Genomic DNA, 25658 nt, shown 5'->3' on the forward strand with positions numbered 1-25658 from the left:
TTGTTCTACCCCTTCATCACAATCATTTAAAATAATCGCTTGCCTCATATGTTTACCCCTCACCCAAGTTTGAACGACTGCTAAATAAACCATCCCTAATGATGGCGGCTAATTAAAGTCTATTTGCTAGATTTAGTAGGGGCCTTGACCCGCCCTTCTCTCTTTAATAAAAATAAACAGGATGAGCCTAGCATGATAGAGCTTTATACAGCAGCCCAAAACGGCTATGAAATAAATATGACTCTAGAAGAAATGGAGCCTTACTTAATATCGGCTTTAGATTTAGCAAACGATGAGCAAAAAAGCATTTTGTAACCATAAAGCCGAATGACAAGATTCGATAATCCATCCAATCCAAAACAATAACAAAAATCCAGATAGGTTTATCAAAACAACCCAGCTATTCTAGTTAACTAATAATAAAAGGAACCTTCAATGAAACTTTATGACTGCACTTCTGCGCCCAACACTCGCCGTGTTCGAATGTTTATGGCTGAAAAAGGAATCGTTATACCCCGAGTTGAAATCGATATTGCTCAAGGCGAAAATCTACAATCGAACTTTCTCAGTAAAAATCCACGGGGAGTACTGCCCTTATTAGAACTCGATGACGGTAGTTATCTCGATGAAAGTGTCGCCATCTGTCGGTATTTTGAAGAAATTCAGCCTGAGCCTGCACTAATGGGCCACGATGCAAAAAGCAAAGCAAAGATAGAATCGTGCCAACGCCATATTGAGTTTGACGCACTACTACCACTGGCAGATGTACTGCGAAACTCGGTGCCACACTTCAAAGAAAGAGCCCTAGCGGGTACTTCGGGTGTTATTGCTATCGACGCGTTAGTCGAGCGCGGCATTACCAGTTATCATCGTTTTCTTGAACGACTAAATAAAAACCTGGAAGATCAACCTTATGTTGCAGGAAAAACCTTTTCGATCGCGGACATTACCGCCCTGTGCGCACTCGACTTCGCCAAATGGGCCAAGCTAAAAACGCCAGAGCATCATACCCATACACTCCGCTGGTACGCTCACGTCAGTGCGCGCAGCAGTGCTAGCGCCTAGATGATCAATCTTCATAATACAGCGGCTCCGGAAAGCTCAAGGTTGAGAGGACCCACCTAAAATGCCCCAAATTTGCCCCAAAAAATACAACTGGGGGATTCATATAATAACTGCGCCATTTCTGACTAAAGGGAGTGTGGTGATCAACTGTTGATAAAAGATAAAAGATGCCAGAGGTAGGTACTGCTGGTGCAGGGTTATCGGTCTGCCGAAATAGCCATGAAACGCCATGGAAGCAGCTGATCTACTTCCTACATTCTTAATCCTTGTAAGCGGTCAGTTAACTGCATCTTGCAAAGTTACATCCCAAGGCAACAGAGCCTTGATTTGATCAACGCTATTCGCTTTAGGCAGTTGTTCAAAGACATAACGGAGATACCGATAAAGCGCTTGTTGATTAGCCGTCGCCGTTTCAATCAGACTGTAAAAGTTGGCGCTAGATTTTGCCCCTAGTACCGTGACACTAAAGTGCCCGCTTTTCGGCCAGTCTCCTGAGAAGGACTTATTCGCATATTCCCTTAGTCTTTTCCCTTAGAGGCGTTGGCGTTGACTCAATGACTATTAGCGATTACCCAAGTACTGTAAGCAAACAGAGACAGCAGTAGTTCTATTTTCGACCGATAATTTTCGATAAATCGGTTCAAGGTGTTTATTGACAGTTCGTGGACTCATAGACAGTATCTGGCCCATCTCTATATTAGTTTTCCCACGGGATAACCAAAATAAAACTTCAGCCTCTCGTTCTGTGAGCTCAAAGCGTTTTTTAAAAGCAGCCCGCGCCACAAGCTCGTCATCATCAAGGAGACGCATTAAGTACTCCCCTAGCGAAGGCCTTCCCAAGAAAGTAACCTGTAAAGGCGTTATAAGCCCGCTCAATTGCAAACTGGTATGCTTTTCAGGGCTATGTTTTAGCCATGCTTTAAGTTGCAGTGGTAACTGCAACTCCATCCACTTAAGGTCATCACTGCGCGAAGCTAACAGCTGCCTCACATGTTTTGTAGACCACGTAATTACACCATTAAGATCACAAGCAAACGTTAACTGCCCTACTTCGTCCAATGCCACTCTGGCATTTTTGGTCATACGAGAATTATTTAAATGAACTTTAACTCTAGCCAAGAGTTCATCGAGTTTTATCGGTTTATTGATATAATCAACGCCACCCGCTTCCAAACCTTTAATGACGTCTTCAGTCTCGCTAAGCCCCGTCATAAAGATCACAGGTATATCAGCTAATTCGCTATTTTGCTTTAGTGCCAAACAGGCTTCAAAGCCATCCATATTTGGCATAATCGCATCCATCAAAATAATATCAGGTGTCATAAGATCAGCAATAGCTAACGCCTGTAAACCATCTAATGCGACTAAGACCGTATAGCCTTCATTGGCTAACACCTCATTGAGCATACCTACTGAATCAAGGCTATCATCTGCGATCAATACAACCCCTTTATTCTTATTGTTGATCATCTGTTATTGCCTGCTTACAAATAGAAATTATTTCTGAAAATTGATAACTACCTAAATGGGAACGCAAAGAGCTTACAAATTCATTAGCTACATTGGCAGCTTCCATGCGTATTAATACGTTATCCATTCCTGAAACAAATCCAAGCTCAGCCATCGAAATAAGCTCTCTACAGTCATCATCACTGACACCGTGGTAAAAGCTCTCATCATTCAATTTATTTTTTTTGCTTTCATTTTTGACACTCTCTTTTTTTTGAATCTGCGAAGTATCAGACTCATAACACCACTCTATGTTGAGCGCTGTAGCAACCTTATCGAGTAAGGCATTATCTCGGATAGGTTTAGTCAAATAGTCATCATTGAGCCGCATGCCACTTTCGGAGGACTCTGCATGAACTGAGTTCTCAATCGCGTCAGCGGAAATCATAATAATCGGGACTTTTATATGCCGTTTACGCAGCAGTCTAACCAATCCCCACCCATTCATACCCGGCATCGAAATATCTAACAAAAAGAGATCAATATCCCCGAGACTATCAAAACCTAAACATTCATCGCCGCACGTCGATTCAAAAACAATAAAACCCAAAGGCGAAAGAATCTCGCTGATAACACCCCTGTGTGCTGGTTCATCGTCAACCACCATAATCGTGCGTTGTTTACCTACATATGACTCAATACGTTTAATAGGTTCCGGGCGTATCTTGGGATTTTCGACACTGGGCAACATGAGCGATAGCGTGAAGGTGCTACCGACCTTAGGGGTGCTCTTCAACTCAATGTTGCCTCCCATAATTTCGCTCAGTAGTTTACAAATAGTTAACCCTAGACCTGTGCCTGACGTCTGCGGGGATCCCGGTTTTCTAATTCGTTCAAAGGGCTTAAATATGCGTTCTAATTCATGGGACTCTATACCTACCCCCGTATCACTGATCTTAAACTCCGCTACCTGATTTCGGTATCGAACCTCAAGAGTCACCTGACCAACCTCAGTAAACTTAATAGCATTTGAAAGCAGGTTAATTAAAATTTGACGTAAATGTTTTTCATCTGCCGTAACGACCAAGGGGAACGAACTTAGGGGAATATACTCGAAACGAATTCCTTTTGCGGCCGCCTGCAGACGGAACATCTCAATCAATTCGACTATAAGGCCTTGGAGCGACACTTGATCGCGCATTATATCTATTCGTCCGGCTTCAATTCTGGAAATATCCACCAGCCCTTCAATTAAATCAGCGAGATGGTCTCCACTTCGTCGAATCACACTAACTTTATCGCGATGTTCAGTCGTTAAAAGACGATCTTTTTCTAATATCTGCGCATACCCTAACATAGAGTTAAGCGGGCTTCTTAACTCATGGCTTATACCTGTCAAGTAACGACTCTTTGCCTGATTTGCGGCCTCAGCAACTTCTTTGGCTTTTTGCAAAGCAAGGCCAGTATCTCCATGGGCGCTAATTTCTTTTTTTAGAAGGAGGGTTTGACGTTGTGCCTCGTCTAATGCAAATTGTCGACTTTCATTGGCCAAGACGAACAACCAGATCAAGACACCTACAATAATCATTAGCAACCAAAAAAGTTGCTTCATAGTCGACTCCACAGCGACTATGAGCTCAATATCACCTATCGGCACTTGCATATAGACCAGCCCAAATAGCGAAGCAATGGCGCCAGCAATTAGAATAAGTAATCCTGAAAATTGCAATATACTCGTATTAAGTCGCGATGCGAGCTTGTGAGGCAACATTGCTCCTATTAAGGCAACCAACTGTTCACCAAAACGGGCATTAACTTTACATTGATCGTGGCAACGTGATTCAAGCGTGCAGCACAGAGAACAAATGGCGCCACCATAAGCGGGACAAAATGCCATATCTTCAAACTCGAATGTATTTTCACAAACGGTACATTTTACCTCTGCGCTTTCCACAGATAAGTCCTCACCTCCTTCAAGAGAAACCAGCTGTATTCCAAGCGTATTAGGACGAGCGATATAAAATCGCCCTTTTGTGGCGATAGCGATCAACGGTGAAACAATAAACGCTGTCATTAACGCAATATAAGGAGACATTGCTTGCGCAAATTCGCCCATTTGGCCTATGTAAGCAATAATACCCACAACAGAGGCACTCAACATCGCACCCACACCAACAGGGTTAATATCGTAGAGGTGTGCCCTCTTAAATTCGATATGCTTGGGACTCAACTTCAAAGGCTTATTGATAACCAGATCCGCCACCAATGCACCGACCCAAGCGACCGCCACGTTGGAATATATTCCTAAAATATTCTCTAGAGCCCCATAAATGCCTAATTCCATCACCAAAAGCGCAATAACAACGTTAAACACCAACCAGACAACGCGCCCGGGATGGGTATGAGTTAAACGCGAAAAGAAATTAGACCACGCGATTGAGCCTGCATAGGCATTGGTGCCATTAATTTTTAGCTGGCAGATGATAATGAATATACCAGTCATGGCGAGCGTCGCTGTAGCTGACTGATTTAAATATCCAAAGGCAATCAAATACATATGAAAAGGATCATCAGCCAGTACTTCAGAGGCTCCGTGATTGATGGCTAACACCGCTAGAAATGATCCTGCCAGGATTTTCAAACTACCCGGAATAATCCACCCAGGACCTGCTGCAATAAGCGCTAGCCACCAGCGAACCCGGTTGTCAGATTTTTTTTCGGGTAAAAAACGCAAAAAATCTACTTGCTCGCCTATTTGTGCGATTAGTGCGAATAACACTCCCGAAGCTGCACCAAAAAAGAGCACGTTAAATCCTTCGCCCTGAATCGGTGCTGATCCGGAATACCCTACCCACTCATCCACAGAAGACCACTCATACCATAGAATAAAGACAAAAGGCGTTAATTGAAGGACTAGCCAAAGAGGTTGGCTCCAGAGCTGAAATCGACTGATAAAGGTGATGCCGTAGAGAACCAGCGGGATTATGACCAACGCACTAATCAGATAACCCATACTCAGAGGCAAGCCAAACAAGACTTCGAGTGCCGACGCCATAATGGCCGCTTCAAGCGCAAAAAATATAAAGGTAAAGGAGGCATAAATAAGCGAGGTAATAGTCGAACCTACGTAACCAAAACCAGCCCCCCTGCTAAGCAGGTCGATATCTACGCCGTAGCGTGCCGCATAGTAGCTAATAGGCAATCCAGTGAGAAAGATAATAAGCGACACCACAATGATGGCAACGATAGCGTTATCAAACCCATAGCCGAGAGTAATCGCTCCTCCTATTGCTTCTAATCCAAGCATTGAGATACCTCCCAATGCCGTATTAGCAACTCTGCTGACCGACCAGCGCCGAGCGCTCTTTGAGGTAAAACGAAGAGCGTAATCTTCTAAAGTTTGATTCGCCACCCAGCGATTGTATTTACGCCGGGCCTTGAATACATGCTGATCACTCATTTAAGTGCTACCTCAAGTAAAAAAATAGCACTTAAATTACCGTGTGCTTAATCGCGATCCCTCATATATCTAACCGTTGTAAATCAATTTTTGCTGGCCCTTTAATCCTTGAAATAGAGTATCACATAGGAGTAGCACGAATCACACCAACAAATGTACGTCAAATAACGTAGACAGGTAGTGCGATTAACGAATTATCCCCCCCCTCAATTCAACATAACCTTTAAAGCACGACAACACTGTCTGATTCAGTAACTTTAAAAAGGCTATCTCATGAGAAAAACTAGCAGTTCTCTTCTACCCAATACAATACGTAGACGTATTGCAAAAGGCTTGATGGCACTTCCTGCTGCCATTCTTCTATCCAGTATAGGCATGTCTGCATCAGCAGCAGACGTCAATACAACTGGCTTAGCAGTCACTGATGATACGGTCACAGTCGGCATTTTACACTCGCTAACCGGGACTATGGCAATCAGTGAAACCGGTGCACAAGAAGCTGAAAAATTGGCTATTTCGCAAATCAACGCAATGGGCGGCATTCTCGGGCGACAGATTAAAATAATCCAGGAAGACGGTGCTAGTGACTGGCCTACCTTCGCCGAGAAGGGCAGAAAGCTCTTAGTGCAAGACAAAGTAGCCGCTGTGTTTGGCGCCTATACATCTGCATCACGTAAAGCGGTACTACCCGTTTTTGAAAAAGAAAATGGCCTTTTATATTACCCCACCTTCTACGAAGGACTGGAGCAATCAAAAAACGTCATCTACGCCGGACAAGAAGCCACGCAACAAATTCTATCTGGCTTGGACTGGGCGGCTAAAGAGAAAGAAGCCAAGACTTTTTACTTGATCGGTTCTGACTATCTATGGCCTAGAACGGCGATGAAAATTGCACGCAAGCACATTGAAAACGAGCTTGGCGGTACAGTAGTCGGCGAAGATTATAAGCCTTTAGGTAACACACAATTTGGTTCTGTCATCAATAAGATCCGTTTGAAAAAGCCTGATGTCATTTACGCGGCGGTAGTGGGTGGCAGCAATGTTGCTTGGTTTAAACAACTGAAAGCAGCCGGCATCACATCAAAAAAACAGACACTGATGACAATTTCAGTAACAGAAGATGATGTGTTGGGAATTGGGGGAGAAAACCTTGAAGGCTTTTACTCCGTCATGAAGTATTTCCAAAGTCAAGATAACCCTAACAACAAGGCCTTTGTTACCGCATTCAAAGAAATGTGGGGGGAAGACAGTGTCATAGGGGACGGAACACAAGCGGCCTACCTTGGTCCGTGGTTATGGAAAGCCGCTGTTGAAAGAGCAGGCTCTTTTGATATTGATAAAGTGGTTGCTGAGTCCGAAAAAGGCGATATTGAGCTAACAACAGCTCCTGAGGGTTACGTAAAGCTTCATCAAAACCACCATTTGTGGAGCAAGACCCGCGTGGGCGAATGGGGTAAAGATGGTCAGGCGACAGTGGTATACACCTCAGAGTTGATCGAACCCAACCCATTCCCTGCTGGTTATCAATAAATGTCAACCGCTGGTGTAGCAGACAAACATCGTTCAATAAGCCAGTAAAATACAACGTAAATATCGCTAACAAGGATGTTCGCGTCTCTATCCAAAGATTAACGTTATTACAAAAATTTAGTCAGAGACGCGAACAAAGTATCAACTTGATTGTTGTGTCTCATGACTAAATTTGGGGAATTAATAATGGACGCATATACAAGTAGTGAATTGATATCAATCTTTGCTATGCAAGGTTTCTCTGGCATTAGTTTGTTCAGTGTTCTTCTGCTTATGGCTTTAGGGTTAGCCATCATTTTTGGTCAAATGGGTGTGATAAACATGGCCCATGGCGAATTTATGACCGTCGGGGCTTACACAACCTATTTCATGGCAACCCTGACTGAAACTTACCTCCCATCATTCATGCCTTATTATTTTGTCTTTGCCATCATCATGGCATTTATTGTAGCGGGAATATTAGGCTACCTCGTAGAGTTTGCATTCATTAGGCACCTCTACAAAAGACCGCTTGATACCTTATTAGCCACCTGGGGCTTAAGCCTTATCATGCAGCAATCATTTCGGTCACTGTTTGGCGCCAGAGAAGTAAGCCCAACGTTACCTGAGTGGTTGTTAGGTTCATATCAGCCCACAGAGACGATTTACATACCGATCAATGGCATGTTTGTACTCGGGTTAACGACGGTAATCACCATCGGCACTTACTATCTGATGTTTAAATCAAGATGGGGACTGCGCGTTAGAGCAACCACGCAAAATAGGGCGATGAGCGGTGCTGTCGGTATTAATACCAAAAAAGTTGACCGTTATACGTTTGCTTTAGGCTGTGGTATCGCCGGCATAGCCGGAGCTGCATTTACCACTATCGCTTCAACTGGGCCAACGACCGGCACTTTGTATATTGTTGATACGTTTATGGTGGTTGTCTTTGGCGGCGCTATGAGTTTATTCGGCACTATTGCATCAGCGTTCTCTATCGCACAAACACAGTCGATCCTTGAATTCTTCATCAGCGGGTCTATGGCAAAGGTATATACCCTTTTCGCCCTAGTACTGATTTTAATGTTTAAGCCAGAAGGGCTGTTCGCCAGTAAGGTTCGCCGCTAGAGCGAGCCTTACTCTCAACTTAAAACATAGCAGCAGTCAGTCACACACATCATTTACATTGGCTTTAGATGTGTCTTGGAGAGATTTATGAGTTTTGTATATGACAAAATAATGGGCGGAAAAAAAGGCCTCACCGGCCTTATTATTCTTGCCACATTAATATTGATAATATTCCCACTACTTCTAGACTCGTTCCGCCTTAATTTAGTAGGAAAATATCTCACTTATGCCTTTGCAGCGGTCAGTTTGGTGTTGCTATGGGGCCATGGAGGAATACTCAGTCTTGGCCAAGGGATATTCTTTGGTTTAGGTGGTTATGCCATGGCGATGTTTTTAAAGCTTGAAGCCTCATCGCCAGAAAACACCACTATACAGTCTACGCCGGGAATTCCTGACTTTATGGATTGGAATCAGTTAACAGAGCTTCCCTGGTTCTGGGAGCCCTTCTCCAGTCTTACCTTTACTGTGCTTGCTGTATTGATCATACCTGCAGCGTTTGCCTACATTATTGGTTCTGCCATGTTCAAGCGGCGAGTTGGGGGCGTTTACTTTGCGATTATCACCCAGGTTATCGCCGTCATACTCACTGTCCTTATTGTGGGCCAGCAAGGTGTCACAGGTGGCATTAACGGCATTACCGATTTGCGTACACTACATGGCTGGGACATTACGTCAGATAGCGCCAAGACTATTCTTTACTTCATCAATTGCGGCCTGCTACTGACCGTTATATTAGCTTCAAGATTTATTCTTACGAGTAAGTTCGGGCGCATATTATTAGCGGTTCGAGATAAAGAAGATCGCGTCAGGTTTTCGGGATATGACGTCGCTAATTTCAAAATATTTATCTTCTGCTTTGCTGCCATGATCTCGGCCATCGGTGGTGCGATGTTTACGCTGCAAGTAGGCTTTATGTCTCCGTCCTTTGTCGGCATTGTACCGTCTATTGAAATGGTCATATTTGCCGCTGTAGGTGGCCGTATGTCATTGATTGGAGCGGTCTACGGAACGCTATTAATTAATTTCGGAAAAACCGCTTTCTCGGAATCGTTCCCAGAGATGTGGCTATTCTTGGTTGGTGGATTATTTATCGCCGTTGTCATGTTATTCCCGAACGGGCTCGCAGGCCTTTGGAATGACCATGGTCACCACATCACCAAGAAGTTTGCTTTCATAGCAAAAATATTTAGCAAGTCGGCACCTCAGATATTTGAAAAGAAAGTAGAGGATGCGCGCTAATGAACATGCAAACGAATACTGATTTCACCTTAGCAATAGAAGAACTAACCGTTTCATTCGATGGATTTAAGGCAGTCGATGATCTCAATTTCTATCTCGATAAAAACGAACTCCATGTAATTATCGGACCTAACGGAGCAGGCAAAACAACCGTTCTTGATCTGATTTGTGGCAAAACAAAAGCGACCTCCGGCAGCATTAAGTTCTTGAATAATGAACTGATAGGGTTATCTGAACACGCCATCGTGCGATCAGGAGTAGGCCGGAAATTTCAAACACCGTCAATTTACGAGAACCTGACCGTACTTGAGAACCTGGAAGTATCCTACCCACATAGCCGCGGTGTGTTCGGCTCGTTACTGTTCAAACGTAATAAAACGGTGCTAGATAAAATCCATGAAATAGCCCATGAAATTATGCTAGAGCAGATGCTGGATACCGAAGCAGGGCTACTAAGCCATGGCCAGAAACAATGGCTAGAAATAGGAATGCTACTGATTCAGGATCCACAATTAATGATGCTTGATGAGCCGGTAGCGGGAATGAGTGTAAAGGAGAGGGAACAAACCGCAATACTGCTCAATAAAATCAGTAAAGGACGTTCTGTTTTAGTCATCGAGCATGACATGGATTTTGTCGCCAGCATCGCCCATAAAGTAACCGTGCTCCATCAGGGAAAAATTCTAGCCACAGGTAATATGGACAAGGTGCAGAACGACCCCAAAGTGATTGAAGTATATCTAGGCCACTAGAAAAGAGCCGTGTTTTTACCCGTTACGGGTCTGTGATGTCATACATTATTAATAGGTGAGTATATGTTAAGTGTTTCTAATTTGAAGGTGTGTTACGGACAAAGTGAAGTAATTAGTGATCTGACCTTCAGCGTACCCAAAAACGAGACCTTGGCCATTATGGGCCGCAACGGCATGGGTAAAACCACGTTATTTAAATCACTGATTGGTATATTGCCCTCCTCTGAGGGTGTGATTCAAATAGACGGTGTAGACATCTCCACATTGGAAAGTTACCAGCGTGTAGAGAATGGCATAGCGTACGTGCCTCAAGGCCGCATGATTTTTCCAGACCTAACGGTAAAAGAAAATATTGAAACCGGCTTGGAGGTTTCAAAACTTAAAGAAATTCCGGACGATATTTATGCCCTCTTTCCTGTACTCAGGGAAATGCGCAACCGCAAAGGAGGTAACCTTTCTGGCGGCCAGCAGCAGCAGCTTGCCATAGCTCGCGCGCTGGTCACCAACCCGAAAGTATTGCTACTGGATGAGCCGACTGAAGGCATACAACCATCCATCATTAAGGATATCGCAAACATACTGAATGAAATCAAACAACTTAGAGACATCACCATCATTGTTTCGGAACAGGTATTGAGTTTTACCATGGAGATAGCAGATCGAATCATCGTTATTGATAAAGGTAAATTTATTCATGAAAACATGCGAAATCAGGTCGACAGTCATCAGATCAAAAAATATCTCTCGGTTTAAGAAAGTAATTTTTAACCAAAGAATATAAAACGGCTAAGCCGACACAGCATTATTAATCAGATAATTAGTAACACTCTGGGTTAAATTAGGAGCCTAAAATGACTGAAACAATTATTAAAGTTGACCTTAAAAAATCAGCCTATGAGAACGAAAATATACATAACCGCTGGCATCCTGATATTCCTATGGCAGCCATGGTTAAACCCGGTGATGACTTTATAATAGAGTGTGTCGACTTTACTGGCGGGCAGATCAAAAATAATGATGACGCCTCTGATATGAGGGACGTCGACTTAACGCAAGTTCACTTTTTATCCGGCCCTGTCGGCGTCGAAGGCGCAGAGCCAGGCGATCTACTCGTTGTTGATATTCTGGATATTGGTACTTTTGATGAGAGCCAATGGGGGTTTAATGGTTTCTTTTCTAAGAACAACGGCGGCGGTTTTCTAGATGAACATTTTCCTGAGGCACAAAAATCGATATGGGATTTCAATGGCATGTTCACCAGCTCTCGGCACGTACCCGGTGTTGAATTTGCAGGCCTGATTCACCCAGGCCTGATTGGTTGCCTACCCTCAAAGGAGTTACTCAAAGACTGGAATACCCGAGAAAAATCGCTGTACGACACCGAACCGGATAGAGTACCAGCACTTGCAGCGCTACCTTCTGCCGGATCTGCCCATATGGGTAGAATGAAACCTGAAGAAGCAAAGATAGCAGGAGCAGAGGGCGCCAGAACAGCGCCTCCCCGTGAGCATGGCGGAAATTGCGATATAAAAGACCTGTCCCGCGGATCAAAAATGTACTTCCCCGTTTATATTAAAGATGCAGGGCTTTCAGTGGGCGATCTTCACTTCAGCCAGGGCGACGGTGAAATCACTTTCTGCGGTGCTATTGAAATGGCTGGATGGATTCACCTGCGCGTTAACTTAATCAAAGGAGGCATGGAAAAATATGCCATTAAAAACCCAATTTTCAAGCCTAGTCCTATCACTCCTAAATATGATGACTACCTGATATTTGAGGGAATATCCGTTGATGAGCAAGGCAAGCAGCACTACCTTGATGTAAATGTGGCATACCGACAAGCTTGCTTAAACGCCATTGAATATCTTAAGAAATTTGGTTATTCAGGAGCCCAAGCATACTCACTACTAGCTACCGCGCCAGTTCAAGGCCATATTAGTGGAGTAGTCGATATGCCTAACGCTTGTGCTACTCTCTGGCTGCCGACCGATATATTTGAATTTGATATCAAACCTAATGCTGATGGACCGACTAAATTTCTTGATGGCAGCGTAAACATGCCTTTGGCCCCTGATATCAAAAAATAAGGAGAGGTCAATATGCCCGTCTACGACTATAAATGCACTGAGCACGGTGTATTTTACGAGCTGGCCAGTATCGACAATCACGCAGAACCGATGCCCTGCCCTGAATGCCAGAGCCCCTCTGCACGTATTATCATTCTGTCTCCCGGCATTCTTAACATGCCTAAAGAGAAAAAACAGGCGATTGATCGTAATGAAGCAGCTAAACATGAACCCCAGCACTCTACCGTGGACTCCCGTGAAGAAAATGCCGATAAATTAAAGCATGGTTGTGGATGCACTCATAACAAACGCAGCTCTAAACTCATGTATACCGCCGACGGTAATAAAATGTTCCCATCAATGCGGCCTTGGATGATTAGCCACTAACTAATAAGTAAACTCGCCCCACAGAACGACCGTGGGGCTTTTTTCTTTAATAGCACCTCAGGTCATATCACTCATATTCCTGCTGAACCTTAAATATTAGAGATATCTAATTTAATTAAGTTATAATAATCTCACTTTGTGTTACACCAAACTATTCAACATCTGAAGACATCCTAGGTAATAGAAAATAGTTTATCGACTCTGCATGGTAAACAACAACACGAACTTTTATAGATCAAATACTTAAATATTTACCCTTCACACTCGCTGATGATTTTTAGCGCACCACCACACATCACTAATGGTCATTCCGGTGCCCTTCCACTCTGTTATCCGGTTTCATTGGCCGGAATTTCATCGCTACTACGAGATCATCTGTCATCCTGCATGCCATTAATGGCTACTGTTAACTGTGACGCCTTATTACAAATATTTGCTACATTACCTGCAGGGGTAATCGCGCTGCAAAACCTCTCGCAAGAACGTGATCACCGTCTTTACGCGGGGTGTAAACTGAAGGTCCTTGTGAACGGCTAACCAGAGCTCTCGGGAGACAGCCACTTGATCCTCTAGCACAGGAATCAGTCCGAACCGTTCCGCCCGGGCGAATTTCGGCAACATGACCAATCCAGCACCGGCAGCCGCGGCGAACATCTGCGCTAACATGCTCGTGGAATGGAAAACGACTCGCAAATCGGGTGCTACTTCTTTCAACCAATAAACAGTGTCAAGCTGAACCAGATCATCAATATAGGAGGTAAATACGTGATTGGAAAGATCACTAACGCTTTTAGGTGTCCCATGGTTTCGGAGGTATTCAGGAGCACCATACAAATGAAGAGAAAATTCTCCGATAGCTTCTACTTGGAGACCTCGCCCCTCAGCATGGAAAAAACCTAGAAATAAATCAGCCTCGCGTCGATTCACGTGTACCATGTTAGTCGATGTCACCAGTTCGACCTCTAGGCTTGGATAACGTTCGCGCAGTTCCACAAACTCACCGGCCAAATAAAGGGAGGCGATTCCCTCCATCGTCGCTAATCGCACACTCCCTTGCAGCTCGCTCGAATCTTGTCTGACCGACTCGGTAATAGCCAACGCACTGCTTTCCATTACCAAGACACACCGAAATATTTCATGCCCTTTCGGGGTCAGCTCAAAGCCTTGCGGGCTACGGATAAACAAGGCCTCACCGATGGAGCCCTCCAAGCTCGCCACCCGCCTACTCACGGTGGTGTGATCAATATCCAGCTGACGCGCAGCGGCCGAGAGTGTCTTGTGGCGAGCAACCTCCAAAAAGATGCGAAGTTCGTCCCAACTGTATTTGATGTTTTGTAACGCCATAAATAGAAAACCCTGGTTAGGTACACGACTCCAAGCAAGGATAGTGACTCATCTGCTCTGCGGATACTATCGGCTATATTACTAAACAGTATGATATCGAGAGCCCCAACCGGCTGGCTACCAAAGTCAAACTCCTCGGCTGCCGAACTCATCCAATATGTGTGTGACGCGACATCGATCCTCAGTCGCTTGCACTCCGCAGCGAGGCTGGGCGCTATGGACTCAGCGGTATCTAGACATTTCTGGGGGGGGCACCGAGCACAACGCTGTTAGCAAAGGTGAGAATCGCCACCACACATCTGGTGATTTCACACAGATGCTCGATCGCCGCAGGCGCAATACCACTAACCGACAACAGAGGCGCCCTGCGAACAACGATCCATTGCAGTTGTACGGCGACAGGCAAGATCAAGTGCCGCCTCGGCATTTAAAGCTGCCAACTCTCCCACACTATTAACCTGCAATGACCGCTGGAGCAGGTAAGGCGCGGGTAACCGCTCTCCACCCGCCAAGAGCTTGTGACGGTCAGCAGGATTTGCGTTGCTATTGGCTACGGCCCATTGCTGATCGGCCAAACTAGCACTCCAGCCGGTAACACAGGTTACGGCATGTGTCGGTGAACAACGCGCTTTCACCGAGCGAGGAAATCATCTCGTGATGTTGCATACCCTGACCTGAAACAATCAGCGCGTAACTCATATCCGGCCACACATGCCCACAATCAAGCAGGCAGCAGCCAACGTGTCGGCTAAGCCTTGTGCGACAAAATCGTCGTGAATTGACTTGCCGTATCAATCCCATCCGATCTGGCAACACCGGCGGCCAGAAAGTCACGCGCTTACATGCGAATAATGCAATCCCTGAAGACCACCACGAAGAGCTAGATTGCAATCATCCATCACCGACATCACGTTAAATAGGGTCTGCAGCCCCTACCGGCGTTAGCAGAGCCTCTGACTCATTTATACCACCCGTGAAAGTCGCCGGAACCAGCCGTCGACGATTAATCGACAGGTCAAATACGTCAAACCGATTGTAGTACCCCACAATATCATGAAACTGCTTCGGCTCGATACATTCATCCAAATCGAAGGTCGCATACGCAATACCTTCTTCTTCTTGTAGCATGTCGCCGATAGCCGCTCCAGTGGGATCTAAAAACTCCGTCGCCGCGCGCGGGGTCTTTTCCAGCACTTCTGCAGCCTGAGGATCAGCACCTTCGAGGAGGCAATCCATCATCGCACGATCCATGAAACCTGCACAGAGGATGCCGAACGCCTTAGCTTCAAAAGAGGCTCCTCCAGCGCGGATTCGATTGGCTGCCAAGTTGTCAAAGTTCTTGCCGATCCCCGGCTCCCTCGTAGGCCAAATCGCAGGCCATGCGGAGATATGAATCTGCTCGCCTTGTGCAGCGAGTGAATAGCGAGCCAGAGGGTTGGTGTTCTCACCGCAGATTAGTGCGCCGATCTTGCCGATACGAGTGTCACTCACCGTTAAACCATGACCGTCACCCGGTGCCCAAACCATCTTTTCGTAGAATGTCGGCATCAGCTTGCGATGATGGTTGAGGATTCTGCCATCATCGCCGATCAGGACGTTAGAGTTCCAGATGCAACCCACGCTGACACGGCTCGCCTCACTAAAACCTAGCGAAACGAACACACCATTGCGCTTAGCCGCTGCTGCAATCTCAGCCATCTCGGGGCCATCGACGAGGATGCTATTGGCGACCATTTTCTTGAACCATTCATGGTTATATATTGGCGCCCACAGCGCCGCCCAGATAGGAAATCCAGGGATGAACGATTCAGGAAAGACTACCAACTCGGCGCCATTACGGGCTGCCTCATCGATAATGGACAAGGCCTTTTTAACTGTGGCAGCACTATTCATGTATACCGGTGCAACATGGGCTGCTGCGACCTTGGTCGTTGTCGTTGTTACTGTCATTTAAACCTCTACTATTAAGAATATATAAATGTTTGGCAAAGCGTTTTTTAGAACTTTGATTCAGAGTGAGAGTGCTACCGCCTTGGCGGTGGCACACCATACTCTTGAGCGTTTGCTTAGTGGGACACTACCTCGACAGCGCCGATTCCTGTCTCCCTGCGTACCAACGTCTCTGCCCACAGCGTTTCCAGTACAGCGTCAGCAACAAAGCTGGAGGTTGCATAGCCTAGGCCGACAAGATGAGCTACGTTCTGGCCTTTCGCAGCCATGCCTGCAATGATGGAAATGACAGCCATAGCCAACGTGGCAATACGCGCCGCATTAACCTGTTCCCGCTCTGTATGCTCGAAGAACTTTTCCCAAGAAGATCCTGATGTTGCCATTGAGTTTCATTTGTATAGCAGCTTCGTGACTGAAATTTATTATATTCACGGAACTTTCAGTGCAGCAATGCGAGAGTTTGCAATCTCTTCTGCAATATTGCAGAAGGCTTATTTTTGGCTCTGTCTGAATTAATTATTGAAATGGCTGCAAGCCTTATCTCCCAGTCAGCTGCATCAGCTTCGATCTCAATTTCAGGGCTACGACTCCTCCTCAACGAAAGCGCTGGTTACAGCATATAAACACCACTGCCCTCATTGTCATTCCGCTGATGTTCGGCCTTGAGGATCAAGCCATAACTTACCTCGTTATCGCTGTGGTTGCTGCGATCGCACCAGCAATCCTCTCACCGGTACGCCTTTAGCACGATTACCTTCTGTTACAAAATCATCTAACGCTTCGGGGATGAAGGGGTGCCCATCGTCAATAACTGGGTGGAAAACCAGATACGCCCGGGGGCGCTGGGTCGCTCGAACGGGCTGTTCGCGGGTTCACTGAGAAGTGGTCAACGTGCGGCGGCGGTGATGACGTTGACCCAGTCGGCCAAACTGAATGGGCACGATCCATATGCCTACCTGAAAGGCGTGTTGTCGAGGCAGCCAACGCAGAAAAACAATGCCATTGGTGAATTGCTACCGCACAACTGGAAGTCGGCGGTTATTAATTCGCAAGGTGTGATAACCGGCCGCTTACCCTTCAGTACCAAAGCGGTCATAAGTATCTTCTGATCTCGATAAAGACTTTAGAAACACTTCAATACTTCGCCTTCTTTTAACCTGTTTGTGTGAGTCACGGCACTCATGCATTTAAAGATTATTATTAGTTCTACACTCAGCAATACAACTGAGTATCCTAGGATCACTTTCGCGACTTGCAAGACATACCATAGAGATATCTTGCTTAATATCTCCTAAGCCTTTGAGCTTAATAAGTTTGATTTTGTTCTCAAAAACGGACTCGACACGACGAGGAAGAATGGCGTACCCCATACCGGCACTCACCATATTGATAAGTGAAAATATATCGGAAACCTGCATCACTATGTTAGGCCGGAACCCTGCTCGATTAAACGCCATCACGCTGTCTCTATGTGTTGCAAACTCTTGAGTTAACGTGACAAAAGTTTCATTTTCTAATGATGTTAAATCTATCTCGGTGGCTTTGGCCAACTCACTTTCGGCCGGTACAGCCAAGAGTACATCATCACTAAAAAGCTTGAGCGATATGTAGTCTGGATTGTGAAAACCTTGATCAAGAGAGACAAGGATAACGTCTAACTCTAAGTTGTTTAGTTTTTTAAACAGAACAGCGTTCGAGTCTATTGTTAACTGTATATTTAAGTCTCCTTTCCTTAACTTAAGTCCGGCAATTAGTCGTGGCACCGTGTTAAGTGTTAGCGAGTAAAGCGCTCCTAAGTTGAACATGCTGGAAAAAAGACCTGCCGCTTCACGTGTGGAAGCAATAGCCTGATCAATATCGGCCAGTATTTTCTCTGTTTTTTGTTCAAGAATACGAGCAGCAGGCAAAGGGACTAATAGTCGCCCTTCTTGGCGAAACAGAGGACACTTCAGTCCTTCTTCTAAGGAGTGAATCGCTCGATGGATACTCACGGTGCTCATATCCAACTGAGCGGCAGCTTCTGCAAGCGTACCTGTTTTAATAAAAGCGAGAAATATCTCTAGCTTTTTTAGCGTCAGAATATCGTCAAACATCGCTTACCCATTTATATTTTTTGTTTAAGTACTTATTTTATCATTACTCTAAGAGTAATGGTAAATCAGCTTTATTAATTGATAGCTAGTGATATTAGGATTACTTTGTATACAAAATAATATACAAGAAGGATCGCATAATGAATGCCGCCTCCAAACCTACCATCAACTGGTCAACACGCAGAGACGAAAAACATAGTCGTATGGACTCGCTTAAATCCATAGTCGACGGTTCAATCATCCCGACTGAGAAAATTAAAGAAGCGCTAGAATGCCTTATTAAATCAGGCGATAAAGTTGTTTTAGAAGGAAATAACCAAAAACAAGCCGATTTTCTATCTCGCTCTCTTGCTAGCGTAAATCCAGATATTGTCAGCCAACTACATATGATTATGCCGAGTGTGGGCCGTCCTGAGCACTTAGACCTGTTCGAACAAGGCATTGCACGTAAGCTGGATTTCTCCTTTTCAGGCCAGCAAAGCTTGAGAATCGGGCAATTAATAGAGGACGGTTTACTCGAAGTAGGCGCAATTCATACTTACATTGAGTTATATGCACGTTTGTATGTAGACCTTACCCCACGAGTCGCACTTTTAGCAGGTTTTAAAGCTGACCGTGCAGGTAACATCTATACAGGACCCAGTACAGAAGATACTCCCGCATTAATAGAAGCCACTGCGTTTCGAGATGGAATTGTTATCGTACAAGTTAATGAAATTGTTGATAATGCTTCTGATTTACCACGAGTCGACATCCCCGCCTCGTGGGTCGATTATGTGGTCCAAGCCGATAAACCCTTCTTTATCGAGCCTCTCTTTACACGTGATCCTCGCTTGATAACTGATGTGCATGTGCTTATGGGCATGTTGGCTATTCGAGGTATTTATGAACGACATAAAGTTCAATCACTTAACCATGGTATCGGCTTTAACACCGCAGCTATTGAGCTTTTACTGCCGACATACGGCGAATCTTTGGGATTAAAAGGAAAAATCTGCCGTCATTGGACGCTTAACCCTCATCCTACTCTTATTCCCGCTATCGAATCAGGTTGGGTAGAAAGCGTGCATTGCTTTGGTACTGAATTAGGGATGGAGGAATATGTGGCCGCCCGTCCGGATGTATTCTTTACCGGTAAAGATGGCTCTATGCGTTCAAACCGTGCCTTCTGTCAGCTTGCTGGTCAGTATGCAGTAGATATGTTTATTGGCTCAACCTTACAAGTAGACGGTGATGGAAATTCATCTACCGTTACCCGTGGGCGACTAGCCGGATTTGGTGGCGCACCGAATATGGGTCATGATCCTGGTGGCCGCCGTCACCCTTCAGCGGCATGGTTAGATATGCGTCCAAATGATGATCTGCTAACCAAAGGTCGAAAGCTGGTTGTACAGATGGTCGAGACTTTTCAAAATAGCACCAGCCCTACGCTAGTCGAAGAGTTAGATGCCTTAGCAATGGCGCGAGATTATAAAATGCCACTGGCTCCTGTGATGATTTATGCCAGTGATGTAACCCATGTATTAACCGAAGAAGGCATCGCCTACCTCTATAAAGCTGAATCTTTAGATCAGCGCCGAGCCATGATTGCAGCAGTAGCGGGTGTAACACCTATTGGTTTAAAGCGTGATCCCGAAGTTACAGCAAACTTACGTGCAGCGGGCTTAGTGGCTTATCCAGAGGATTTAGGTATACGCCGCAGCGATGCCACACGTGATTTATTAGCCGCAAAAAGCATTGCCGAATTACAAGATTGGTCTGATGGGTTGTATCAACCACCGGCTAAATTCAGGAGCTGGTGATATGCCTAGATTAAACCCATTGTCCGTTAGATCGGATACCGGTCCAGTTCACCTTCCTCATTTAGCACAATCGGTTACTTGGGCATTAGAGCAAGAAGCACGTCTTAGCCCAAAACCTGCGCTGGTCGATAGCCGAGGTTCGGGAGCACATCAGGATATGCATTTGGCACTCATGTTGGCGTCTGCACAAACGTTAGAGCCCTATTTTCTACGCATGTCTGAAGCGGTTTTATTGGAAGCATCAGACGCAGCCTTACGTGCAAAAATAGGACTCATTGGCCGTGAAGCTGAGTCAGCCATGCTAGCTGTTACGCAGGGTGTTAATACACACCGAGGCGCTATATGGGCTATGGGGTTGCTTGTTGTTGCCTCGGTTACCCATTACAAGAATCTTGACGACTTACTATCGAGAGCGGCTTCCATTGCCTCGATCCCAGACCCCGCAGTTAAAGCCGAATTATCGCTTAGTAAAGGGCAGCAAGCTTGTCGAGACTATCAAGTTCTAGGTGCACGTGAGCAAGCTCAGCAAGGATTTCCTCATATCAAGCATCACTCCCTTCCGATGCTCTGGAAGAGTCGTAAAGCGGGTGATACTGAATCATCGGCTCGTCTTAATTCACTGTTAGCCATTATGGCTGCTCTTGATGATACCTGTGTACTGTCCCGATCCGGTATGGAAGGACTAAAAACCATGCAAAGTGGCGCTTCAGCAGTTCTTGCGGCTGGCGGCTGTAATACCTTTGCTGGTCGTGGACAGCTTCGCCAGCTTGAACGCGACCTTCTGGTATTAAACGCTTCAGCAGGTGGTGCGGCTGATTTACTTGCAGCCACACTCTTTATAGATCGCTTATTTCTCGGCGATCCCACTAATAATAAATATCAAAAGTAGGAGTCACAATGGAGACTTTACATTTTCAAAGACGGGCTCAAGAAAATCACGTACAGCCAACCTTAGTTGGGTGTGTAGGTTCGGGTGATCTGGAGGTCATGATTGAACCTAGCGATAGTGAGTTTTCCGATATCTATATTCAAACATCGACTGCTGGAAGCGAAGTGCGTTGGCAGCAGATTATTGATCAAATCACTCCGGTTATCCCACTGCCCGCTATGCGTATGGATATCCATGACTTTGCGGCCACACCTGGCGTTATTCGATTACGCATCGAGCAAGCGCTTGAACAAGCTACGTCTGTTGGAGGTGATAAGCATGAGTAATTCTCCTGTCGTAAAAGATAATAGCTTTGTTGAGCAAAGTGCACGTCAGCGGATTAAGCGATTATTAGATAAAGACACTATGCGGGAGCTGATTAGTCCTTTTGAACGCGTCACCTCCCCATGGCTAGCAAAGCAAGGCATTGTGTCTCAGTTTGATGATGGTGTCGTGATTGCTCGCGGCAAAATCGACGGAGAAGAGACCGTTGTAGCGGCTATTGAAGGTAGCTTTCAGGGCGGAAGCTTAGGTGAAGTGAGCGGTGCTAAAATTGCGGGCGCCCTAGAACTGGCTGTAGAAGAAAACGCAAAAGGCAATCCTATGTCTGCAGTGCTGATTCTTGAAACCGGCGGCGTACGCTTGCAAGAAGCCAATCTTGGACTAGCCGCCATCGCCGAAATTCAGTCCGCTATTATCTCCTTACGTAAGTATCGTCCTGTTATTGCATTGGTAACCGGCCCCGTGGGCTGTTTCGGCGGAATGTCTATCAGTGCAGCTTTGTGCAGTTACATCATCATGACCCGCGAAGGACGCTTAGGCCTGAATGGCCCACTCGTTATTGAGCAAGAAGCGGGCATTGTTGAATATAACGCCAGTGATCGTCCTTTTATCTGGAGCCTGATCGGTGGCAAGCAACGTTTTGAGAGCGGCTTGGTTGATAGTTATATCAATGACAGTCAAAAAAGCGTACGCGAAGCTGTGGTTGATCATTTAAATCGCGGCGTGCCTAGCGTACACAGAACGGAGAAATACTGTGATTTATTAGAAGCTTTCTTACATCTGGATACACAAGATCAAATAACGCCTGAGAATGCACAGCAGCTATTAATGGAAGGAGGTGGTCATGAATAATTCAATTCACTCGATTAATGCATCGAGTACAACCGATATAACATGTCGCGGACTTACTTGGTTTGAGTTGTTGACCAAACAACTAGATAAACACAGCACCCAAGTCCCTTCTGTTCAGGTGGCTGATGGTGAATTAGCAGGAAGAGCCTGCCGTTTTATCGCTGTCGTGCCTGATCTTAATAATCATTTTCCGCGCGCGAAAAATGGTGAAGTAGGCCTTTTAGAAGGGATAGCCCTTGCGCGAGAAGTGCAAGCGGTTATAAAAGCTGATGAGCAACAAAGCGACAAGCGGGCACTCATTCTCGTGGTCGATGTCCCAAGCCAAGCCTACGGGCGGCGTGAAGAGACTTTGGGCATTCATCAAGCACTAGCCGCGGCTGTTAGTGCTTACGCTAATGCTCGGCAAAGTGGCCACCCTGTGATTGCGCTACTCGTCGGTAAAGCAATGTCGGGCGCGTATTTAGCGCACGGCTATCAAGCAAACCGTATCATTGCGTTATCTGATGAAGGTGTCATGGTTCATGCAATGGGTAAAGCTGCCGCCGCGCGAGTTACCCAACGAACTGAAGCTGAGCTTGATCAACTAGCGAAAGAAATCCCCCCCATGGCATATGATCTTAAAAGCTATGCGTCATTAGGGCTTATCGATAATCTTTTAAGCGTGGAGTCCGCTTGCCACCCCACAGAAAACGACAAGCAGTTGGTTGAACAGGCATTAACGGCCTCTCTTTTAGATATCCAGCCAAATGACATCGGTATTGCACGTAGGCTTAATGGCGAAAACCGAGAAGCTTCCCGCCATGTTAGAGACTTACTGAAAGCCCAGTGGTCAGGAGACTAATATGATGTGGCATGCGCATGATCTACTTTGGTTATCAAACCGGGCAGAACTAATACCCCTTGCTGGCAATAGCGATAAACTGCCTTTTTGGGTAGTCAATGGCGCGGGGCCTGTTGTCGTTCGTCGTGCGCATTCTTTAAGCAATCACTCACAGGAGTTTGTACCTGTTGGTGTACGCGGGCGTTGCAAGGCTGAACGTTGTGCAGCATTTGTTCCCACTACTTGCATCACTAAATCCATAAGCCCGTTTGGTTTAGTGCAAACAAAGCCTTGGATGAACCACCCGCTCCGAGATACACACCCTGTACTGAAAACGTTAATCTATTTGTTACCACTACTCGACTCATTGCGTCGCCCATGGGGAGTTACGGGAAGCTGCGGCTATGAGCTAGCAACGGGAACTTCCCAGTTAGGACCTGCAAGCGATCTCGATTTGGTAATTGATGGCACTCAGTTTTGGTCAAGGGAGGAGGCAGCACAGTGGTTATCACAAATAACTCAGATAGATTGTCGGTTAGATATACAGCTAGAAACACCCATGGGTGCCATCGCGCTGAACGAGTGGGCAACGGATAGAGACCAAGTCATGGTGAAAAGCAATCAAGGCCCTTTTTTAACGACCAATCCATGGGAATTAGTTAAGGAGAGCGCTTAACATGCTGACCGCATTTACCTTTCCCGGTCAGGGATCTCAATTCCCTGGCATGTTAATGGATAATTTACCTGATGATGAGATAACGCATCGTTACCTTCATGACGTTGAGATGATCTTACAGCGGAAGATCACCAGCATTGATACATCGGAAGCACTTAAAGAAACGGCTAATGTCCAGCTGGCGCTATTAATTAGCGGCGTAATTTGGGGTGAATACTTAGTCTCTCAGGGCTGCGAACCTGATTATGTTTTGGGTTTGTCGGCAGGTGCTTATCCTGCGGCCGTCGTTGCGGGCTGTTTGTCGTTTAACGATGCACTAATGTTGGTGACCATGAGAGGACATTTAATGCAGACCGCCTTTCCACACGATTACGGCATGTTAGCGATATTAAATGTGAATCGATCTGTTGTTGAGTCTGTTCTCAATCAGCAATCATCGCAGACTGAAAGCGTTTATCTGGCCAATATTAATGCAGAAGATCAGTTTGTACTGGCTGGATATATCCCGGCTTTGGTTAGTACCGCTGAAGCTATAAAATCAAAGAGCCGTTGTACCGCACGTTTATTAGATGTAGCCGTGCCTTCTCACTGCTCGTTATTATCCTCTCAGGCGGACATCTTGTTGGATACATTAAAAAGCATATCGATTAATAAGCCTAAGTACCGTTATGTTAGCGCATCAAAATCACGTGTACTCAATAATATAGATGATATTCGTCAAGACCTTTCCCATAATATGGCGCGACAGGTCCATTGGCATGATAGTAGTCAATTATTGCTAGAGCGTGGTGTTGAACGAGTAATTGAAATGCCACCTGGGTCAACTTTAACGGCTTTGTGTCGCTGCGTTTTAAAAGATGGGCGGTGTTTGGCTGCACAGGGCACTCACCTTGACAGCCTGTTATTTACAGGTACCTAAACAGCTTAAAAGAAGGTTATGAATTAAAATTTATAATCGTGGTGTGATCAGGAATTTACCTAAAAGAAGGCCTACCTAATACTCTCAATAACGCCCAATTCGAGAGATATAGAATCAGTCTTGATTACTGTTAGTCTAGTATAAAGTCTAACCTCCCCACGTCGCACTCTCACCTCTCGATCTATCAACCTTTCAAGATGATTTTATATAACTAGCAAAGGTACGGAATAGCGTATATTTTGCCGTTTTTTCAGCATCTGTCTCCCGCGTCGGGTCCAGAACAACGTAAATCTGATAGTTGTTCTTCCTCTTGTCGACCTGTAGGCCGACAATTTTTAAAAGTAAAGTCAACACTGTCGACCTGTGGGTGGACAACCTTTAACGATTTCGAGAAACCGGCCTCGATTCGCCCCCCAAAAGTCGACACTGTCGACCTGTGGGTGGACAACCTTTAACGATTTCGGGAAACCGGTCTCGATTCGCCCTCCAAAAGTCAACACTGTCGACCTGTGGGTGGACAGGATCTCATATAGAACGAATTACATTACCGCTTGAGGCGTTTAAAAAATGCGAACGGCGCGTCAATAGCCAAACTCAATAAAAATAGAGCTATCACCCGAGACGGCACCAAGTAGATACAACCTAGATCATAAGCTCAGACGCAAACTGACCACTTCTTTAACAAACAGAAACGATCGAGTTTGTCATAGATCTTTCTGACAAGGACGTGGCAGTTTGTAAGAAAAGGCAAAGTCACGAAAAATTAAATGAGCACATAATTCGCCTTAAAGAAATTAATTAAACGAGTTTGTCAGAGATTCTGGAAGAGTCGATCAGATTGCCGCGTGAAGCGTCAAAAAAAGGCGCACGGCGCGGCATTAGCTGGCGCTACCCAAGGTAGGATCATAAGTTCAAATGTAGTGGTCAAGTAAAA

24 protein-coding genes and 2 pseudogenes are annotated in these 25658 nt (G+C 45.5%); 18 read left to right on the top strand and 8 right to left on the bottom strand.

Going from position 1 to position 25658, the window contains the following annotated elements; translation table 11 throughout:
• Positions 1-192: 192 nt before the first annotated feature.
• On the top strand, positions 193-315 hold the full coding sequence (locus KO512_RS20275) for a hypothetical protein (protein WP_289847209.1): 123 nt from the start codon (positions 193-195) through the stop codon (positions 313-315).
• A 120-nt stretch (positions 316-435) separates the two neighbouring features.
• Entirely contained in the window at positions 436-1065 is a 630-nt protein-coding gene (locus KO512_RS04235; protein WP_215951097.1) for a glutathione S-transferase family protein, read from the top strand.
• A 276-nt stretch (positions 1066-1341) separates the two neighbouring features.
• Here the strand turns inward: KO512_RS04235 and KO512_RS20435 are convergent, their stop codons facing one another.
• The 3 genes from KO512_RS20435 to KO512_RS04250 form a co-directional block, all read right to left on the bottom strand.
• Positions 1342-1485, bottom strand: a complete 144-nt coding sequence (locus tag KO512_RS20435; protein ID WP_215951121.1) for a transposase domain-containing protein — start codon at positions 1483-1485, stop codon at positions 1342-1344.
• A 141-nt stretch (positions 1486-1626) separates the two neighbouring features.
• The gene (locus KO512_RS04245) at positions 1627-2535 is read right to left on the bottom strand and encodes a DNA-binding response regulator (RefSeq protein ID WP_215951098.1); all 909 of its coding nucleotides are present in this window, start codon (positions 2533-2535) and stop codon (positions 1627-1629) included.
• Positions 2522-5974, bottom strand: coding sequence for a hybrid sensor histidine kinase/response regulator (locus tag KO512_RS04250; protein WP_215951099.1), 3453 nt, complete (start codon positions 5972-5974; stop codon positions 2522-2524). Before KO512_RS04250 ends, KO512_RS04245 begins: the two co-directional genes overlap by 14 nt.
• Positions 5975-6247: 273 nt before the next feature.
• On the opposite strand from KO512_RS04250, the gene urtA reads away from it, so the two are divergent.
• From urtA to KO512_RS04285, 7 genes are all read left to right on the top strand, one after another.
• On the top strand, positions 6248-7504 hold the full coding sequence (gene urtA / locus KO512_RS04255; protein ID WP_289847210.1) for an urea ABC transporter substrate-binding protein: 1257 nt from the start codon (positions 6248-6250) through the stop codon (positions 7502-7504).
• 186 nt (positions 7505-7690) lie between these two features.
• Entirely contained in the window at positions 7691-8614 is a 924-nt protein-coding gene (gene urtB / locus KO512_RS04260) for an urea ABC transporter permease subunit UrtB (RefSeq protein WP_215951100.1), read from the top strand.
• An 87-nt stretch (positions 8615-8701) separates the two neighbouring features.
• Positions 8702-9853 carry an urea ABC transporter permease subunit UrtC gene (gene urtC, locus KO512_RS04265; protein WP_215951101.1) on the top strand — a complete coding sequence of 384 codons (1152 nt, stop codon included), beginning with the start codon at positions 8702-8704 and terminating at the stop codon, positions 9851-9853.
• 5 nt (positions 9854-9858) lie between these two features.
• Positions 9859-10605: an urea ABC transporter ATP-binding protein UrtD gene (urtD, locus tag KO512_RS04270; RefSeq protein ID WP_215951123.1), complete on the top strand. Its 747-nt coding sequence runs from the start codon at positions 9859-9861 to the stop codon at positions 10603-10605.
• A gap of 63 nt (positions 10606-10668) precedes the next feature.
• Positions 10669-11358, top strand: a complete 690-nt coding sequence (urtE, locus tag KO512_RS04275) for an urea ABC transporter ATP-binding subunit UrtE (protein ID WP_215951102.1) — start codon at positions 10669-10671, stop codon at positions 11356-11358.
• 98 nt (positions 11359-11456) lie between these two features.
• A complete protein-coding gene (gene fmdA / locus KO512_RS04280; protein ID WP_215951103.1) occupies positions 11457-12692 on the top strand; it encodes a formamidase in 1236 nt (411 codons plus the stop codon).
• Positions 12693-12704: 12 nt separating this feature from the next.
• A complete protein-coding gene (locus tag KO512_RS04285) occupies positions 12705-13058 on the top strand; it encodes an FmdB family zinc ribbon protein (RefSeq protein WP_215951104.1) in 354 nt (117 codons plus the stop codon).
• Between the two features lie 441 nt (positions 13059-13499).
• Here KO512_RS04285 and KO512_RS04290 read toward each other — a convergent pair whose 3' ends face one another.
• The 4 genes from KO512_RS04290 to KO512_RS04305 all read right to left on the bottom strand — a co-directional run bounded on the left by KO512_RS04290 (position 13500) and on the right by KO512_RS04305 (position 16735).
• A complete protein-coding gene (locus KO512_RS04290) occupies positions 13500-14402 on the bottom strand; it encodes a LysR family transcriptional regulator (RefSeq protein WP_215951105.1) in 903 nt (300 codons plus the stop codon).
• Between the two features lie 344 nt (positions 14403-14746).
• Positions 14747-14977 (bottom strand): hypothetical protein, encoded by a 231-nt coding sequence (locus tag KO512_RS04295; protein ID WP_215951106.1) that lies wholly within the window; start codon positions 14975-14977, stop codon positions 14747-14749.
• A gap of 337 nt (positions 14978-15314) precedes the next feature.
• On the bottom strand, positions 15315-16352 hold the full coding sequence (locus tag KO512_RS04300; RefSeq protein ID WP_215951107.1) for a carbon-nitrogen hydrolase family protein: 1038 nt from the start codon (positions 16350-16352) through the stop codon (positions 15315-15317).
• Between the two features lie 116 nt (positions 16353-16468).
• Complete coding sequence (locus KO512_RS04305; protein ID WP_215951108.1) at positions 16469-16735, bottom strand: hypothetical protein; 267 nt, start codon at positions 16733-16735, stop codon at positions 16469-16471.
• Between the two features lie 244 nt (positions 16736-16979).
• On the opposite strand from KO512_RS04305, the pseudogene KO512_RS20620 reads away from it, so the two are divergent.
• Both KO512_RS20620 and KO512_RS04310 read left to right on the top strand, forming a co-directional pair.
• Positions 16980-17105, top strand: a pseudogene (locus KO512_RS20620) (IS1/IS1595 family N-terminal zinc-binding domain-containing protein); the annotation flags it as partial.
• 32 nt (positions 17106-17137) lie between these two features.
• Positions 17138-17383, top strand: a pseudogene (locus KO512_RS04310) (transposase domain-containing protein); the annotation flags it as partial.
• 156 nt (positions 17384-17539) lie between these two features.
• Here KO512_RS04310 and KO512_RS04315 read toward each other — a convergent pair.
• Positions 17540-18445, bottom strand: a complete 906-nt coding sequence (locus KO512_RS04315) for a LysR family transcriptional regulator (protein ID WP_215951109.1) — start codon at positions 18443-18445, stop codon at positions 17540-17542.
• Between the two features lie 140 nt (positions 18446-18585).
• Between KO512_RS04315 and mdcA the strand changes: the two genes are divergently transcribed.
• The 7 genes from mdcA to KO512_RS04350 are packed head-to-tail and all read left to right on the top strand — an operon-like array spanning position 18586 to position 24724.
• Positions 18586-20247 (top strand): malonate decarboxylase subunit alpha, encoded by a 1662-nt coding sequence (gene mdcA / locus KO512_RS04320; RefSeq protein WP_215951110.1) that lies wholly within the window; start codon positions 18586-18588, stop codon positions 20245-20247.
• A gap of 1 nt (position 20248) precedes the next feature.
• Positions 20249-21136: a triphosphoribosyl-dephospho-CoA synthase gene (locus KO512_RS04325; protein ID WP_215951111.1), complete on the top strand. Its 888-nt coding sequence runs from the start codon at positions 20249-20251 to the stop codon at positions 21134-21136.
• 8 nt (positions 21137-21144) lie between these two features.
• Entirely contained in the window at positions 21145-21462 is a 318-nt protein-coding gene (gene mdcC, locus KO512_RS04330) for a malonate decarboxylase acyl carrier protein (protein ID WP_215951112.1), read from the top strand.
• On the top strand, positions 21455-22309 hold the full coding sequence (locus KO512_RS04335) for a biotin-independent malonate decarboxylase subunit beta (RefSeq protein ID WP_215951113.1): 855 nt from the start codon (positions 21455-21457) through the stop codon (positions 22307-22309). The genes mdcC and KO512_RS04335 overlap by 8 nt, the downstream gene beginning before the upstream one ends.
• Positions 22302-23150, top strand: coding sequence for a biotin-independent malonate decarboxylase subunit gamma (mdcE, locus tag KO512_RS04340; protein WP_215951114.1), 849 nt, complete (start codon positions 22302-22304; stop codon positions 23148-23150). Before KO512_RS04335 ends, mdcE begins: the two co-directional genes overlap by 8 nt.
• 1 nt (position 23151) lies before the next feature.
• Positions 23152-23805: a malonate decarboxylase holo-ACP synthase gene (locus tag KO512_RS04345; RefSeq protein ID WP_215951115.1), complete on the top strand. Its 654-nt coding sequence runs from the start codon at positions 23152-23154 to the stop codon at positions 23803-23805.
• A 1-nt stretch (position 23806) separates the two neighbouring features.
• Positions 23807-24724, top strand: a complete 918-nt coding sequence (locus KO512_RS04350) for an ACP S-malonyltransferase (protein WP_215951116.1) — start codon at positions 23807-23809, stop codon at positions 24722-24724.
• Positions 24725-25658 lie beyond the last annotated feature (934 nt).

Origin of the sequence: Amphritea atlantica (assembly GCF_018860855.1) — a bacterium.
GTDB lineage: Bacteria > Pseudomonadota > Gammaproteobacteria > Pseudomonadales > Balneatricaceae > Amphritea > Amphritea atlantica_A.

Bases quoted from the DNA above. Each gene is read 5' to 3' on its own strand.
- urtD (WP_215951123.1), top strand. From the start codon at position 9,859: ATGCAAACGAATACTGATTTCACCTTAGCAATAGAAGAACTAACCGTT.
- urtA (WP_289847210.1), top strand. From the start codon at position 6,248: ATGAGAAAAACTAGCAGTTCTCTTCTACCCAATACAATACGTAGACGT.
- KO512_RS04315 (WP_215951109.1), bottom strand. From the start codon at position 18,445: ATGTTTGACGATATTCTGACGCTAAAAAAGCTAGAGATATTTCTCGCT.
- KO512_RS04300 (WP_215951107.1), bottom strand. From the start codon at position 16,352: ATGACAGTAACAACGACAACGACCAAGGTCGCAGCAGCCCATGTTGCA.
- KO512_RS04325 (WP_215951111.1), top strand. From the start codon at position 20,249: ATGCCTAGATTAAACCCATTGTCCGTTAGATCGGATACCGGTCCAGTT.
- mdcC (WP_215951112.1), top strand. From the start codon at position 21,145: ATGGAGACTTTACATTTTCAAAGACGGGCTCAAGAAAATCACGTACAG.
- mdcA (WP_215951110.1), top strand. From the start codon at position 18,586: ATGAATGCCGCCTCCAAACCTACCATCAACTGGTCAACACGCAGAGAC.
- KO512_RS04250 (WP_215951099.1), bottom strand. From the start codon at position 5,974: ATGAGTGATCAGCATGTATTCAAGGCCCGGCGTAAATACAATCGCTGG.
- KO512_RS04290 (WP_215951105.1), bottom strand. From the start codon at position 14,402: ATGGCGTTACAAAACATCAAATACAGTTGGGACGAACTTCGCATCTTT.
- KO512_RS04350 (WP_215951116.1), top strand. From the start codon at position 23,807: ATGCTGACCGCATTTACCTTTCCCGGTCAGGGATCTCAATTCCCTGGC.
- KO512_RS04335 (WP_215951113.1), top strand. From the start codon at position 21,455: ATGAGTAATTCTCCTGTCGTAAAAGATAATAGCTTTGTTGAGCAAAGT.
- KO512_RS04345 (WP_215951115.1), top strand. From the start codon at position 23,152: ATGATGTGGCATGCGCATGATCTACTTTGGTTATCAAACCGGGCAGAA.
- mdcE (WP_215951114.1), top strand. From the start codon at position 22,302: ATGAATAATTCAATTCACTCGATTAATGCATCGAGTACAACCGATATA.
- fmdA (WP_215951103.1), top strand. From the start codon at position 11,457: ATGACTGAAACAATTATTAAAGTTGACCTTAAAAAATCAGCCTATGAG.
- urtB (WP_215951100.1), top strand. From the start codon at position 7,691: ATGGACGCATATACAAGTAGTGAATTGATATCAATCTTTGCTATGCAA.
- KO512_RS04245 (WP_215951098.1), bottom strand. From the start codon at position 2,535: ATGATCAACAATAAGAATAAAGGGGTTGTATTGATCGCAGATGATAGC.
- KO512_RS04235 (WP_215951097.1), top strand. From the start codon at position 436: ATGAAACTTTATGACTGCACTTCTGCGCCCAACACTCGCCGTGTTCGA.
- KO512_RS20275 (WP_289847209.1), top strand. From the start codon at position 193: ATGATAGAGCTTTATACAGCAGCCCAAAACGGCTATGAAATAAATATG.
- urtE (WP_215951102.1), top strand. From the start codon at position 10,669: ATGTTAAGTGTTTCTAATTTGAAGGTGTGTTACGGACAAAGTGAAGTA.
- urtC (WP_215951101.1), top strand. From the start codon at position 8,702: ATGAGTTTTGTATATGACAAAATAATGGGCGGAAAAAAAGGCCTCACC.
- KO512_RS04305 (WP_215951108.1), bottom strand. From the start codon at position 16,735: ATGGCAACATCAGGATCTTCTTGGGAAAAGTTCTTCGAGCATACAGAG.
- KO512_RS04285 (WP_215951104.1), top strand. From the start codon at position 12,705: ATGCCCGTCTACGACTATAAATGCACTGAGCACGGTGTATTTTACGAG.